Raw genomic sequence first — 14,617 nt, forward strand, 5'->3', positions numbered from 1 at the left:
GCTGAAAAAGATTCGAGCCGGGCGATTCGTTTCGCCCGGCTTTTTATTTGCGTGCATCATCGGCCCATGATTCGAATAGTCGCGCCGATCCTGGTTTCGGCCAGCCTGACGGGCCTTCCGGCCACCCCGCCTTCGGCAATCGCGGCTTCCGCTGCGCAACAGAGCGACGGCAGCAGCATGCGCGCCGAGGATCTGCGCGTCCTCACGATCGGCTATCGGCTCGCGCTGGCAGGCAAGCCGCTCTGCCCGATCCAGGGTCCGGTCACCGGCCTGTTGCTCCACCATCTTGCCGAATATCGCGCCGCGGACCGGCCCGCGATGATCGCCGCCGGGCTCGGCCGCGGTCCGGGCGTGCTCGCGATCGTCGCGGGCAGCCCCGCCGAAGCCGCGGGACTACGCCCCGGCGATGTGCTGCTCGCGGCCGACGGCACGCCCTTCGCCTCCCCCGCGACGATCGCCGTCAGCACCGATCCCGAGATCTGGCGCCCGCTGGCCGAGGCGAGCGAGGCGATGCTGCTCGATCGGCTCGCCCATGGGCCCGTCACGCTCAACATACTGCGCGGCGGCGAGACGCTCACCCTCACCCTCGCCTCCACCCCGGGCTGCGCGCTCCGCATCCGTCTCGCGCGCTCGGGTCAGAAGGATGCCTTCACCGTGCGCGGCCATGTCGTCGTCACCACCGCGACGCTCGCCCTTGCCGCCAATGACGACGAACTCGCCTTCGTCATCGCGCACGAGCTGGCGCATATCGTCCTTGGCCATACGCGCCGCCTGCAGGCGGCGAACGTCCCCCGCACAGGAGTGATGCGCGGCGTGGGGCGCAAGGGCCGGATCGTCCGCGAGACCGAGGAAGAAGCCGATCAGCTCGGCGGCCGCATCATGCTGGCGGCGGGCTATGATCCCGGGCGTGGCGCGCTGATCCTGCGGCGGCTGGGCTCGGGCCCGCGGCTCGGCCTGTTCGAAACCCACGCCTCCGACGGCGACCGAATCAAGGCGATGCAGGCGCTTGGCGCCCCCGCGCGCTGACTATTTCGAGCCGAAGCCGGTCAGCATCGTCCCGACGGTCCTCAGCATGATGAGGATGTCGATCCAGGCCGAGAAATGCTTGATGTAGTAGAAGTCGTAATGGAGCTTGATGTGCACGTCGCCCAGCGCGGCGACATGGCCCTGGTTGACCTGCGCCCAGCCCGTGATCCCCGGCCGCACGATATGGCGATAGGAATAGAAGGGCAGCTCGGTCTCATACCATTGCGACAGCGGCAGCGCCTCGGGCCGGGGGCCGATCAGGCTCATCTCGCCGATCAGCACGTTCCACAGCTGGGGCAGCTCGTCGATGCGGGTGCGGCGCAGGAAGCGGCCGACGCGGGTGATCCGCGTATCGTCATGCATGGTGATCGCATCGTCGCGCTCGCCGCCATCGGCGCAGGGCGGGCGATGCTCCATCGTGCGGAACTTGATCACCTTGAACGGTCTTGCGCGGAAGCCCATCCGCTCCTGCCGGAACAGTGCGGGGCCGGGTGAATCGAGCCGGATCCAGACCGCCAGCAGGATGAACGGCACCAGCAGCACCGGCAGCGCGACCATCGAAACCGCGATATCCATCGCGCGCTTGATCTTGCGATAGGCAAGGTTGGGCAGCAGCGATCCGAAGCTGTTCTCGGAAAGATGCTCGATCTCCACCTTGCCGGTCAGCGATTCGTGAAGCTGCTTGGTGTGATAGACCACCCGTCCCGAAATCGCGGCGGCGGCGAGCATGCGCTCCCACTCCGGATCCATGTCGTAGCGCAGGTCCGCGACGATCGCGCCATGGCGGTCGTCCGCGGGCACCTGCGGCTGGTGGAGGACGATCCATTCGACATTCGCGGTCGAATCGCGCGCGATATCGGTGTTGCCGAACGGCACGAGGTAGAATTGCCGCCGCGCATAGCGCTGGGTCAGCTGCTGCGCATAGAAGCCGAACGCCATCGACGCGGCATAGCCCGCGGTCAGCATCGATCCCGAATAGGCAAGGCGCCCGCCCAGCATCACCGCGATCGCGAAGCCGAAGGTCACCGAATAGGTCGGGATGATGAAGGCGAAGCCGCTCGTCCCCGGAAAGCTCGTCACCCGGCGATAGAGGAACAGCGCCGTCACCGCCGCGCTCACGCACGCGATCGCGCTGTTGATGACCGTCGCCTCGCCCACATGGTCGAGCGGCTGAAGTGCGACATAGAGGAAGGGGGCGCCGAGCGATGCGGCGAGAATGCCCAATAGCTGAAATGACAACGATTCCAGGAACCGGCGGGTCACCGGCGCGGGGCGTTCGCGTGTCATGAGCATGGAAAAGGCCCCCTTTTGAGCGCGAACGCAATAGCGACCCTCAGGTTCCCCCTGGGCCGAATCTTGTTGCACTTGCGAAGAGGATATACCGTCGGGCGGCGCGGCGCAATGCAGATACTATTTCATTTACCATGATCAATTCATTGAATTTCAAATAGAAGTTTTAAGAAATCGACTTTCGTCGGCTGGTTTTCGTGGGCGGCCTCATGCCTTCAGCCAGAAGCGGATCGCCATCGCGACCACAGCCAGCGCCGCAACGCTCATCGCCCAGATCCCCGCCATCCAGGCCAGCCGCTGCCAGAGCTGCGTGGGGCGAGTCGCGTTCAATGGTACCCCTCGGCGCCCACCTTGCCGCGGAACACCCAATAGGCCCAGCCGGTGTAGGCGAGGATAACCGGAATCAGCATCCCGGCCCCGATCAGCATGAACCCCTGGCTCCGCGCCGGCGCCGCCGCCTCGACGATGGTGACCGCGGTGGGGACGATGTACGGGTACATGCTGATCCCCAGCCCCATGAAGCTCAGCAGGAACAGTCCGAGCGCGAGCAGGAAGGGCATCAGCTCTTTGCGCTTCGCCAGCGCCCACCAGAAGGCGGCCGCGAAGATCGTCACCAGCAGCGGCACCTGCGCGGTGAACAGCACATTGGGCATGTCGAGCCAGCGGTCGCGATAGGCGCCGCCACGGAGCATCAGCGAGGCGAGGCTCACCGCGACGATCGCTGCGACGGTCAGCATGCCCGCGCGCCCCGCGAGCCGATAGGCGTGGAGCTGCCCCATTCCCCCGGTCTTCCAGATCAGCCAGCACGCCCCCAGCATCGCATAGCCCGCGACCAGGCTGGCACCGGTCAGCAGGCTGAACGGAGTCAGCCAGTCGAGCCAGCCCCCGGCATAGGCGCGCCCGCTCACGCTCACCCCCTGCAGGATCGCCCCCAGCGCCACACCCTGCGCGAAGGCAGCGACGGTGGATCCGCCGGTGAAGGCCAGATCCCAATATTTGCGGTGTCCGGGATCGCGCCAGCGAAACTCGAACGCGACGCCGCGGAAGATCAGCCCGAGCAGCATCGCGACGATCAGCGGATAGAGCGCCGGCATCAGGATCGCATAGGCCAGCGGAAAGGCCGCGAAGAGCCCGCCGCCGCCCAGCACCAGCCAGGTCTCGTTGCCGTCCCACACCGGCGCGATCGAGTTCATCGCGCTGTCGCGCTCCTCGCCCACGCCGAAGGCCGGGAAGAGGATGCCGATGCCGAGATCGAACCCGTCCATCACTACATAGGCGAACACCGCAAAGGCGATCAGGAACGCCCAGATGGTGGCGAGAGTGGGATCGGCGGTCATTGTATAAATCCTCCCCCGGGGGGGGAGGTGGCAGCCGAAGTCTGACGGAGGGGTAGTCTCCCCAAGCGGCGGCGCCCGTGGAGATTACCCCTCCACCACTTCGTGGTCCCCCTCCCCCTCCGGGGGAGGATTTGCGAAAGCCCGATCATCATGCCCGCTCCCCTTGCTGCGCGGGGCCCGGGACGATCCCCGCGGCGCGCACCGGTACGGTTTCGCTCAGCGGGGGCTCGTGCGGCTCGACACCCTTGGCCATCAGCCGGAGGATGTACCAGGTGCCGAAGCCGAACACCGCGAAATAGACGAGCACGAACGCTACCAGCGATGCTCCAACCGCGGGCGCGGCGAGCGGCGAGGCGCTGTCGCGGGTGAGGAGCTGGCCATAGACGGTATAGGGCTGCCGCCCGACCTCGGTGGTGATCCACCCAGCGATCACCGCGACGAAGCCCGAGGGGCCCATCGCCAGCGCGAACCGGTGGAGCAGCTTCCAGTCATGGAGTTTCCCGCGCGCCCGCGCGAACAGGCTGAACAGCCCCAGCGCGAGCATCAGCACCCCCAGACCCACCATCACCCGGAACGACCAGAAGACGATCGCCACCGGCGGCTGTTTGTCGCGGGGGAAAGCGTCGAGCCCGGTCACCGGCGCGTTCAGGTCGTGCTTGAGGATCAGCGAGCCGAGCTTGGGCACCTCGACCGCATAGTCGACCCGCTGCTCCTTCTGGTTGGGTAGCCCGAACAGGATCAGCGGGGCGCCGTCGGGATGGCTCTGGAAATGCCCTTCCATCGCCATCACCTTGGCGGGCTGATGCTCGAGCGTGTTGAGCCCGTGCGCGTCGCCGGCGAAGATCTGGACCGGCGCGACGATCGCGGCCATCCACATCGCCATGCTGAACATGGTGCGGGCGGCCTCGACCGACGAAGTCGGATGAGGACTCGCCACGGCGGCCGGCGGGGCTCCGGCCCCGTCCGACGGCATGGCTTTGCCATGCCGCGCCTTGAGCAAATGCCACGCCCCGACCGCGCCCACCGCGAGGCTGGTCGTCAGATAGGCCGCGATCACGGTGTGGACGAGCCGATAGGGGAAGCTGGGGTTGAAGATGATCGCCGCCCAGCTCTCGCCGGGCAGGAACTGGCCGTTAGCGCCGATCACGAAGCCGGCGGGGGTCTGCATCCAGCTGTTCGCCGACAGGATCCAGAAGGCCGAGATGAAGGTGCCGAGCGCCACCAAGCAGGTCGCGGCGAAATGGAGCCCGCGCCCCACCTTCTCCATCCCGAACAGCATCACGCCCAGGAAGCCCGCTTCGAGGAAGAAGGCGGTCAGCACCTCATAGGCCATCAGCGGCCCCAGCACCGGCCCGGTCCTGTCCGAGAAGACCGACCAGTTGGTGCCGAACTGATAGGACATGACGATGCCCGAGACGACGCCCATCGCGAAGGCGATAGCGAAGATCTTCAGCCAGAAACGGAACAGGTCGAGAAAGACCTGGCGCCCGGTGCGGAGCCACAGCCCCTCGAGCACCATCAGATAGCTGGCCAGCCCGATTGAAAAGGCCGGGAAGATAAAATGGAAACTGACCGTGAACGCGAACTGGATGCGCGCCAGCACGATCGGATCGAATGCAGAGAACATGCCCGACTCCCGCGCGGGCTAGTGCGCCCGGGGCGATCGATTGGCAAGTGCGCGTGCGGTATCTGGGGTGAGCGCGGGGCGCATCCAGCCCCCAACGCATCATCCCGGCGAAAGCCGGGACCTAGAGTCACGGGCGACGCCCTGCGCTGCGCTGGGTCCCGGCTTTCGCCGGGATGACGGTGGCTGTTTGCCGTGAAGTCACCCCCCTCCCCGATCGCGGGAAGGGGAGCGAAGACCTTACTTCTTGGGCTCGCCTTCCGGCGCGGCTTCGTTGCCCTGGGTGGCGTTCTGCGCCTCGAGCTGCTGCTGCATCATCTGCTGCTGCTGCATCTGGCGCATCTGCACCTCGGCGGCGGTCATCACTTCCTTGACCTCGATATCGAAGATCAGGACCTGGCCCTTGAGCGGATTGTCCATGCCCGGCTGCGACGGAACGCTGTCATAGGCGAGCTTCGGGGGAAGCCAGACGCGATACTTGGCGCCCTTGCGCATCAGGCGAAGCGCCTCGAGGAAGCCCGGGATGAACGCCCCGTCCTTCACCTCGAACGGACCGCCGGTCTTTTCCTGGAAGACGCTGCCGTCGCGCTTGAAGCCTTCGATCTGCACATTGGCGACGTCGCCATCGGCGATGTTCGGGCCTTCGCCGGGCGCGATGACCTGGTACTGCAGGCCCGAAGCGGTCGTCTTCACGCCCGACTGGCCCTTGTTCCAGGCGAGGAACTGGTCGTTGGTGCCCTTGGCCGCAACCGCGGCGCGGGTGCCCATCCAGGCCAGGCCGAAAGCGAGCGCAAGGGCCAGGATCACGCCCAGCCACAGCCACAGGCGCGTGCTGGAATTGACGGGTTTCACGGGAACGGCGGTCACGGACATGGGCTTGTTATTCCTCTTACGGGCGGGACCGCCTTGGCTTCGCGCTATCCCCGCCGATTCGGCATTGAAATCGCGCCTTAGCGCAACTTCGCAACTACTCAACGGGCGCCGTCACGTTCCATGCGCTTGCGCTCGAGCTTGCGCGCGCGGCGGACCGCGGCGGCGCGCTCGCGCGCACGCTTCTCGCTCGGCTTCTCATAATGCCGGCGAAGCTTCATCTCGCGGTACACGCCCTCGCGCTGAAGCTTCTTCTTGAGCGCCCGCAGCGCCTGATCGACATTATTGTCCCGAACGATAATTTGCATGTTGTGTAAGACCTCGCGGATTGAACCAATAGAAAAGGGATCGCCGGAGGCAGAGCCCGCGGCGTTGCGGCGCCCCTAACAGGGGGAAACCGCAAATTCAAGCGCTTCCGGGACGAACTGTGACCCATCCGCCACAGGCCGCGCGCATTACACCAGATTGCAGCGGTGCAACGCGGGCGATAGGTTCGCCGGGCACTTCGGCCGGATGACGCAGCTCGCCTACACCTTGGACTATGAAACCCGCCTGCTGATCGTCGACGACGATCCCGGAATCCGCGAGCTGACCGCGGATTTCCTCTCGGGCCACGGTTATGCCGTCGATACCGCCGCCAACGCCGCCGAAATGCGCGCGGCGATCGCCCGCCAGGATTACGCGCTCGTCGTGCTCGATGTGATGATGCCGGGCGAGGACGGGCTCACCATCCTGCGCGGCATGGACCGCGAGCGCGGCCCCGCGGTAATCATCCTCTCGGTGATCGGCGAGGAAGTCGACCGGATCGTGGGCCTCGAAATGGGCGCCGACGATTATATCGCCAAGCCCGCGAACCCTCGTGAACTGCTCGCCCGCATCCGCTCGGTCCTGCGCCGCGCGCGCAGCGACGCGCATGTGCCGCCCGCGCCCGAGCGCAGCTTCCTGCGCTTTGCCGGCTGGCGGCTCGATCCGGTCGGGCGACAGCTGTTCGACCCCGACAATGTCGTCATCAACCTCTCGGACGGCGAGTTCCGCCTGCTGCTCGCGCTCGTCGAGCATCCCCGGCGCGTGCTGACCCGCGACATGCTGCTCGATCTCTCTCGCGGGCTGAACGCCGAGCATTTCGACCGCGCGATCGACGTCCAGATGAGCCGCCTGAGGAAGAAGCTCGCCCGCCCGGGCAGCGAAGACCTGATCCGCACCGTGCGCAACGAAGGCTATATGTTCGTCGCGGACGTCAGCCAGCGATGAGCCGCTCGATCGTCTGGCCGATCGTGCTGCTGGTGCTGGCGGCGGTGACGATCGCCTCGCTGGTCCAGTTCGCGATTACCTTCAACGGCCCCCCGCCCTTCACGCCGCCCACAAGGATCGACCAGATCGTCGAGGCGCTGAAGACCGGAAAGGCGCGGCACAGCCGCTGGAGCCAGCTCAGGGTGGAGGAAGGCGCGCATCCCGCCACGACCGGCGAGCCCAGCCCCGAACGCGACGCGCTGATCGCCCGCGCGATGGGGGTGCCCGCCGATCAGATCCGCGGCCATTATGATCGCCCGGTCATCCGATCGGGCAGCCAGGCCCGGCCGCGTTTCGATCGCGCGAGCCTGCCGCCGGCCTTCATCTTCGGCGAGTTCACGGTGATCTGGACCGGCCCGCAGGGCGCCCGCACCGTCCATTCGCCGCCGCGCCCCTGGCTGACCGACTGGCATAAGGTCACCCTCGCCGCGACGCTCGCGGTGCTGATCGTGCTGGGGCTCGGTGCGTGGCTGATCGCGCGCGCCATCTCGCACCCGATCCGCAACCTCGCGCGCATCGCCCGCGAGACCCGCCTCGGCACCCGCACCCCGATCCCGCAACAGGGCCCGCGCGAGGTGCGCGAGCTCGCCGCCGCGCTCGACGCGATGCAGGCGCGCATCCTCGAACAGGCCGAGGGGCGCACGACGATGCTCGCCGCGATCGCACACGACATGGGCACCCCGATCACCCGCCTCGCCTTCTGGATCGAGCAATTGCCCGAGGCCGCGCGCGACCGCGCCAATGCCGATATCGACGAGATCCGCGCGATGCTGGCGAGCGTGCTCCGCTTCGCCCGCGACGAGCGCGCCGATGCGCGCGACCGGATCGAGCTGGGCAGCCTGATCGAGAGCCTGGTCGAGGATATGAAGGCGGCGGGCACGCCCGTGGACGCCGAAGCCGGGCCGCGCGTGGTGATCCGCGGCGATTCGCCCTCGCTGCGCCGCCTGTTCGCCAATCTGATCGAGAATGCCGTGCGCTACGGCAAGGTCGCAGATATCGCCTGGCGCGCCGAGCCGGGCTGGGCCGAGGTGATCGTCGACGATCGCGGCCCCGGCTTTCCCGACAATGCCGACAGCCTCTTCACCCCGTTCGTGCGCGGCGAGGCCTCGCGCAACCGCGCGACCGGCGGCACCGGGCTCGGCCTCGCCATCGTCCGTTCGATCGCCGAGGCGCATGGCGGCGCGGTGACGCTCGAGACACGCGAAGGCGGCGGCGGGCGCGTCAGGGTGCGGCTGCCGGCCGAGACTGCAATCAACTGAAATTTCCCGGATACCGCGCGAAATCCCGGCGAGCGGTTCCGCCCAGACTCAGCCCGGCATGCCGCTTCCCGCCATTGCGGGGAGCGGGGCGCGGCGCCGGGCACCCTCCCCGTCCCTCGGGAGCCCGGTACCCGCGCCGGCGGGGGCCTTTTTCGTCCGGACATGCCCCCTGGATCGAGAAAGGCCCCCGCCCGATCCGTCAAAGACGGAGTGATGATATCGAATCGTCATGATGAACTCGCCTTTCGCTGGCTATCCCCCGCCAACTGCCCCGCTATAGAAAGCGCGATGGCCCCAGCTTCACCCGAATTCCGCCTCGTCTGCGCCGCGTGCCGCTGGCCGCGCGAGATCCGCGACGCGGCGGTGCGCGACGCCGTGGTGCCGGGGCTCGACTGGGAACTGGTAGCCCGGATCGTCCGGCGCCAGCGCGTCGCCGGGCTGGTCGCGGACGCGCTGCGATCAGCGAAGATCGAGCCGCCCGAGGGCGTCGCCCAATGGCTCGACGAACAGGCGTCACGCATCGCGCGGCAGAATCTCGCCGCGGTGGCCGAGACCAAGAGGCTCGGCGCGATCCTTGACGCCGCCGGGATCGACTGGATCACCTTCAAGGGGCTGCCGCTCGCGATCCAGGCATACGGCACGCTCACGATCAAGATGGCGAACGACATCGACATCCTCGTCGCCGCCGCCGATTGCGGCCGCGCCTGCGGCTTGCTGCGCGAGGCCGGCTATGCCCGCTTCAGCCCGGGCGCCGAAGTCTCGGACGATCAGGTCGCGGCCTGGATGCGGGTCTCGAAGGAGAGCGGCTGGCGCCACCCGGTCACCGGACTGATCGTCGAACTCCATGGCCGGCTGATGGCCAATCCGGCGCTGCTCCCCCAGGCCGTGCTCTCCGCGCCGCGCAGGCGTGTCGAGATCGTCAAGGGGATGGCGGTTCCCACCATGGGCGACGCCCTCCTCTATCCCTATCTGTTCGCGCACGGTGCGCATCACGGCTGGTTCCGCGTGAAATGGCTGGCCGACGTCGCGGCGTTGCTGGTCCATGAGGGGCCCGAAGGCGCCGAGGCGCGCTATCGCGAAGCCAGGGCTGCAGGCGTGGGCCGATGCGCGGCGCAGGCCCTGCTGCTCGCGCACAGGCTGCTCGGCCTTCCGCTCGCCCCCCGTTTCGTCGCCGAACTCGAGCGCGATCCCGTCCATCGCCGCCTCCTCACGGTCGCGCTCGGCTGCATGGGCGGAGACTTCGAGGCGCGCGAGCATGAGAGCCCCTATGCCCGCACGATGCTGCCGGTGCTGCTCGCGGGGCTGCTGCTCCGGCGCGGGATCGGCTACAAATGGAGCGAGTTGAGCGCGCTCGCCGCCAACCCGGTCGATCGCGCCAACAATCGGCTGCCGCGCGGGCTCGGATTCCTCTATCCCGTGCTCGGCGGAATGCGCTGGAGCCGGCGGATGCTCGGGCTGGCGGGACGGACGCGTTAGGATCGAAAGGGCGGGGATGGAAGCGGGAAAGCGGATCAGATCGATCATCGGCGGATCGGCGGGCAACCTCGTCGAATGGTATGACTGGTACGCCTATGCCGCCTTCACCCTCTATTTCGCCCCGCAATTCTTTCCCAAGAACGACGATCCCACGGTCGCGCTGCTGAGCGCCGCCGGGGTATTCGCGGGCGGCTTCCTGATGCGGCCGCTCGGCGCCTGGCTGATGGGCATCTATTCGGACCGCCACGGGCGCAAGGCCGGGCTCGCTTTGTCGGTCGCGATGATGTGCGGCGGCTCGCTGCTGATCGCGGTCACGCCCACCTATGCCAGCATCGGCTGGCTCGCGCCGCTGATGCTCACCGTCGCGCGTCTGCTCCAGGGCCTCTCGGTCGGCGGCGAATATGGCGCGAGCGCGACCTATCTCTCCGAAGTCTCGACCCGCAAGCATCGCGGCTTCTGGGCGAGCTTCCAATATGTCACCCTCATCTCGGGCCAGTTGGTCGCGCAGGGCGTGCTGCTGGTCCTCCAGGGGTTCATGAGCGAGGAGGCGCTCGAAGGCTGGGGCTGGCGCGTCCCCTTCCTGATCGGCGGGGTGCTCGCGGTCAGCGTCTTCTATCTGCGCCGCGGGATCGTCGAGACCGAGAGCTTCGAGAAGATCGAGCATGCCAATCAGGGCCCGCGCTCGGGCTTTTGGCGGCTGCTGACCGAGCATCCGCGCGAGACGGTGACGGTGTTCTTCCTCACCGCGGGGGGCACGCTCGCCTTCTACGCCTACGCGATCTACATGCAGAAATTCCTGGTCAACACCGCCCAGTTCGACCGCGAGACCGCCAACTGGATCGCGTCGGGATCGCTGCTGGTGTTCGTCTGCCTCCAGCCGATCGTAGGCGCGCTGTCGGACCGGATCGGGCGCAAGCCGCTGATGGTCGGCTTCGGCATCCTCGGCACTTTGCTCACCTATCCGATCCTCTCGACCTTGGCGGGCACGCGCGATCCGATGATCGCCTTCCTGCTCGTCACCGTCGCGCTGGCGATCACCAGCGGCTACAGCGCGATCAGCGGGGTGGTGAAGGCCGAGATGTTCCCCGCGCATATCCGGACGCTCGGCGTCGCTCTTCCCTATGCCGTCGCCAACGCGATCTTCGGCGGCACCGCCGAACTGGTCGCGCTGGGGCTCAAAAAGGCGAACTGGGAGGCGGGGTTCTACTGGTACGTAACCGCGATGATCGCGATCTCGCTGGTGACCTATCTGAGGATGCGCGACACGCGGACGCATAGCCTGATCCTCGAAGATTAGCTAACCGCTTGAAATGTAGGATTTCGTCTGCTTGGCTCGACGCGTCCGGCGTCCGGGCCGCTCTTTGACATCGCGAATTCAGGACCAGGGCCGAAAGCGCGAAAACCCGCGCATTCGCCTAACCTTTGCCTAACCTTCCACATGCTGGGACGGCCCGGGTGGCGCGCCATTGGATACCCACCGCTCGTGAAAACCGCGCCTTGGTGTGACCTTCGTGTGACCTTCCACGGCTGGCGGCCTAAAGGATCATCCCGCCGCCGCCACCACGGATCGCGAGCACGCGGCCGATCGAATCGAACAGCGCGTCCATTGCGACGGGCTTGAACAACACATCGTCCGCCCCGGCCTCGAGGCATTGCTCGCGCAGGTCGACGCCGGTGTCGGCGGTGATGACGATCACGGGCAGATTCGCCTTGGCGTCGCCGCGCGCGCGGATGCGGCGGATCGCCTCCATCCCGTCCATGCCGGGCATGCGCAGATCGACCAGGATGACGTCGAAATCCTCATATTCGATCCGCGCCAGTCCCTCCTCGGCGAGACCGGCCTCGGCCATGGTCGCCCCGGCCACGTCGAGCATGTCCTTCACGACCCGGCGGTTCATCGGGTCGTCCTCGATGAAGAGGATGTTCATGCGGGGAATTCCGCACAGTGCTTGGGCAATTTGGCGACCTTTATCATTGTGATGCCTGCTATCGCCTCATGCCGCCTGCGATACAAGCGGGCCCGGGCCCGGCTTGTCGGAATTTTCTTCCGCATCCGAAATGATTGCGTCGATCAGTGCGGCGCCTGAAACTGGTTTTTCAATGACTTGATCCACGCCGCTCGCCTGCAGCGCGCCGCGGACCGCCTCATCGGGCTTGAGCCACAAAATTGCGCTCGCGGCGCCCGCCTCCCTGGCGGCGGCCACCAGGCCGGCGAGAACGGCATAGGGGTCGTCGCCCGCGGCCTTCAGCGTGCCCTCATCGATGACGAGATGGGTGACGCCGGGCTCGGCCAGCGCGTCGAGCGCCTCCTGCGGCGCGGCGAGGAACCGCAGCGCCCCGACGCGCGGTTCGAGCAGCGTCTTGAGCATCGAGCGGGCGATCGGATTGCGGTCGAGCACCAGCATCGTGCCCTGGGCGGTGGGGCCCGCCTCCGCCTCGGGCGCTTCGGCCAGGACGAGCGGCAGATCGACGGTGAAGGTCGAGCCCTCGCCATCGGCACTCTCGACCGAAATATCGCCGCCCAGCGCCTGCGAGAGGTTGCGGCAGATCGTCAGGCCGAGCCCCGTGCCGCCGAACTGGCGCGTGGTGCCCGAATCGGCCTGTTTGAACGATTCGAAGATCTCCTCGCGCTTCTCCGCGGGGATGCCGATGCCGGTATCGGTGACGGCCAGCCGGAGCCGCGCTCCCTCGCCCTCACCCTCTGCCACGACGCGCAGGCTGACGCCGCCCTTTTCGGTGAACTTGATCGCGTTCGAGAGAAGGTTGAACACGATCTGCCGCAGCCGCCCGGCATCGCTGACGATCCAGTGCGGCGCGTGGCTGAGGTGGAGGTTGAAGCTGAGCCCCTTGGTCCGCGCCTGCTCCTCCCAGATGCGCGTCACTTCCTTGAGCATCGCGCACAAATCCATCGGCGCCGCATCGACGGTCAGGTTGCCCGTCTCCATCTTGGCGACATCGAGGATATCATCGACCAGGCTGCGCATCGTCACCCCGGCGCCATGGACGATCCCGATCCGGTCGCGCACCTCGGGCCCCAGCCGCGGATCGGCGAGCATCACCTGCGTCATGCCAAGGATGCCGTTGAGCGGGGTGCGGATCTCGTGACTGGTGGTCGCGAGGAACTCGGTCTTGGCCTTGAGCGCCTTCTCGAGCGCGACATTGGTCTCGCCGAGCACGACATTGGCGGCGGCGACCTTGTTGCGGCTGCGGCGGATGCTGATCAGGCCCCAGGCGAGCGCGGCGATCACGATCAGCGTCGCCGCGCCGAGGCTGAGGAACAAGGTCCGCTGGAAGGCCGCGCTGCGCGCCGCCTGCTCGGCCTTCATGTTGGCGATCTGGACTTCCTTGTTCTTGAAGTCGAAATTCGCCGCAGCCAGCGCCGCGCTGGTGGTGGTTGCAACCTCGGTTGCCTGGTCCTTGAGCCGCCGCACCGCCTCGAGATGCTTGAGTGCGAGCCCGGCGTCGCCGGTCTTCGAGAAGATCATGTAGGCGAACAGATGCGCCTCGCGGAACGCCGAGGAGGTGGCGGTCAGATCGACGCCCTCGAACGCCTGGGTGACCAGCCGCCGTGCCTTGGGCAGGTCGCCGCGCTCCATCGCCACGCGCGCCGCGGTCGCGAGCAATTGCTGGCGGAAGCCCAGCGCGTCGGCGCCGCGAGTCAGCGCGAAGCCGCGCGCGAGCGTCGCCTCGGCATCGTCGTAATTGCGCGCCTCGACCTGGCTGCGTGCCAGATTGCCGAGCACGCGCGCCTCGAGCAACGGCTTGCCGAGCTGGCGCGCGATCTCGATCGCCTTGCCATATTCGGCCGCAGCCTCGACGTAACGCTCAAGCACGAGCAGCACATTGCCGCGGTTGTTGTGCAAGGTCAGCGACAGCATCGGGTCGCCGTCATAGACCTCCGCCGCCGCAGCATAATATTGCTCGGCCTTGGCATTGTCGTTCGCCGCCGAATAGAGCCCGCCTAGGTAATAGTTGGCGAGGCTCATGCTGCGCTTGTCGCCGAGCTGCTGGAAGATGCGGAAGGCGCGCTGGTACGAGGCGAGCGCCTTGGCAGCCTCGCCATCGTCCATCTGGAGCGAGCCGAGCGAGAGGAGCAGGTCGCCGCGCAGCTTGATCGGCTCGCGGATCGGGTCGATGTCGGCGAGCGCCTGCGCGATCAGCGGGCGCGCCTTCGCGGCGTCGTTGAGCCGGAGATAGCCTTCACTGCGCAGCCATTTGGCGGTGGCGAGCGCGATGGTGCGGTCGCGGCCCGCGGGCATGGCGAGCGCCAGCGTTTCAGCGGCGCCGACCAGCTTGAGCCCCTCGTCGGGATCGGAGACCATCACCGTGCGCGCGCGGTCCATCGCCTTGTCCACGGGCGTCTGGGCCAAGGCCGGCGCCGCCGCGAACAGCGCGAGCACGGCAATCAGCAGGGAGAGGACGCGAGGACGCGCGCGCATCGGGGC

At 67.3% G+C, this 14,617-nt stretch carries 13 protein-coding genes; 5 read left to right on the forward strand and 8 right to left on the reverse strand.

What is annotated here, in order from left to right:
* Positions 1 to 66 precede the first annotated feature (66 nt).
* Positions 67 to 1,026 carry a M48 family metallopeptidase gene (locus OF829_RS00090; RefSeq protein ID WP_264937913.1) on the forward strand — a complete coding sequence of 320 codons (960 nt, stop codon included), beginning with the start codon at positions 67 to 69 and terminating at the stop codon, positions 1,024 to 1,026.
* Here the strand turns inward: OF829_RS00090 and OF829_RS00095 are convergent, their stop codons facing one another.
* The 6 genes from OF829_RS00095 to rpsU form a co-directional block, all read right to left on the reverse strand.
* Positions 1,027 to 2,313 carry a sugar transferase gene (locus OF829_RS00095; RefSeq protein WP_264937914.1) on the reverse strand — a complete coding sequence of 429 codons (1,287 nt, stop codon included), beginning with the start codon at positions 2,311 to 2,313 and terminating at the stop codon, positions 1,027 to 1,029.
* Between the two features lie 210 nt (positions 2,314 to 2,523).
* Complete coding sequence (locus OF829_RS00100) at positions 2,524 to 2,646, reverse strand: DUF2474 family protein (RefSeq protein ID WP_264937915.1); 123 nt, start codon at positions 2,644 to 2,646, stop codon at positions 2,524 to 2,526.
* On the reverse strand, positions 2,643 to 3,653 hold the full coding sequence (gene cydB / locus OF829_RS00105; RefSeq protein ID WP_264937916.1) for a cytochrome d ubiquinol oxidase subunit II: 1,011 nt from the start codon (positions 3,651 to 3,653) through the stop codon (positions 2,643 to 2,645). The genes OF829_RS00100 and cydB overlap by 4 nt, the downstream gene beginning before the upstream one ends.
* Before the next feature lie 148 nt (positions 3,654 to 3,801).
* A complete protein-coding gene (locus OF829_RS00110) occupies positions 3,802 to 5,280 on the reverse strand; it encodes a cytochrome ubiquinol oxidase subunit I (RefSeq protein ID WP_264937917.1) in 1,479 nt (492 codons plus the stop codon).
* A 237-nt stretch (positions 5,281 to 5,517) separates the two neighbouring features.
* Positions 5,518 to 6,150, reverse strand: coding sequence for an FKBP-type peptidyl-prolyl cis-trans isomerase (locus OF829_RS00115; protein WP_264937918.1), 633 nt, complete (start codon positions 6,148 to 6,150; stop codon positions 5,518 to 5,520).
* 98 nt (positions 6,151 to 6,248) lie between these two features.
* Positions 6,249 to 6,455 (reverse strand): 30S ribosomal protein S21, encoded by a 207-nt coding sequence (gene rpsU, locus OF829_RS00120; RefSeq protein ID WP_010162663.1) that lies wholly within the window; start codon positions 6,453 to 6,455, stop codon positions 6,249 to 6,251.
* 205 nt (positions 6,456 to 6,660) lie between these two features.
* On the opposite strand from rpsU, the gene OF829_RS00125 reads away from it, so the two are divergent.
* The 4 genes from OF829_RS00125 (at position 6,661) to OF829_RS00140 (ending at position 11,469) form a co-directional block, all read left to right on the forward strand.
* Positions 6,661 to 7,398 (forward strand): response regulator, encoded by a 738-nt coding sequence (locus OF829_RS00125; protein WP_264937919.1) that lies wholly within the window; start codon positions 6,661 to 6,663, stop codon positions 7,396 to 7,398.
* Positions 7,395 to 8,696 carry a sensor histidine kinase gene (locus tag OF829_RS00130; protein ID WP_264937920.1) on the forward strand — a complete coding sequence of 434 codons (1,302 nt, stop codon included), beginning with the start codon at positions 7,395 to 7,397 and terminating at the stop codon, positions 8,694 to 8,696. The genes OF829_RS00125 and OF829_RS00130 overlap by 4 nt, the downstream gene beginning before the upstream one ends.
* 288 nt (positions 8,697 to 8,984) lie before the next feature.
* Positions 8,985 to 10,172 (forward strand): nucleotidyltransferase domain-containing protein, encoded by a 1,188-nt coding sequence (locus OF829_RS00135; protein WP_264937921.1) that lies wholly within the window; start codon positions 8,985 to 8,987, stop codon positions 10,170 to 10,172.
* A gap of 16 nt (positions 10,173 to 10,188) precedes the next feature.
* Entirely contained in the window at positions 10,189 to 11,469 is a 1,281-nt protein-coding gene (locus tag OF829_RS00140; RefSeq protein WP_264937922.1) for an MFS transporter, read from the forward strand.
* 238 nt (positions 11,470 to 11,707) lie between these two features.
* On the opposite strand, the gene OF829_RS00145 is transcribed toward OF829_RS00140, so the two are convergent.
* Positions 11,708 to 12,100 carry a response regulator gene (locus OF829_RS00145; RefSeq protein WP_264937923.1) on the reverse strand — a complete coding sequence of 131 codons (393 nt, stop codon included), beginning with the start codon at positions 12,098 to 12,100 and terminating at the stop codon, positions 11,708 to 11,710.
* Between the two features lie 66 nt (positions 12,101 to 12,166).
* Entirely contained in the window at positions 12,167 to 14,611 is a 2,445-nt protein-coding gene (locus OF829_RS00150) for an ATP-binding protein (protein WP_264937924.1), read from the reverse strand.
* Between the last annotated feature and the right edge of the window lie 6 nt (positions 14,612 to 14,617).

Origin of the sequence: Sphingomonas caeni, from assembly GCF_026013415.1 — a bacterium.
Taxonomy (GTDB): Bacteria; Pseudomonadota; Alphaproteobacteria; order Sphingomonadales; family Sphingomonadaceae; genus Sphingomonas; species Sphingomonas caeni.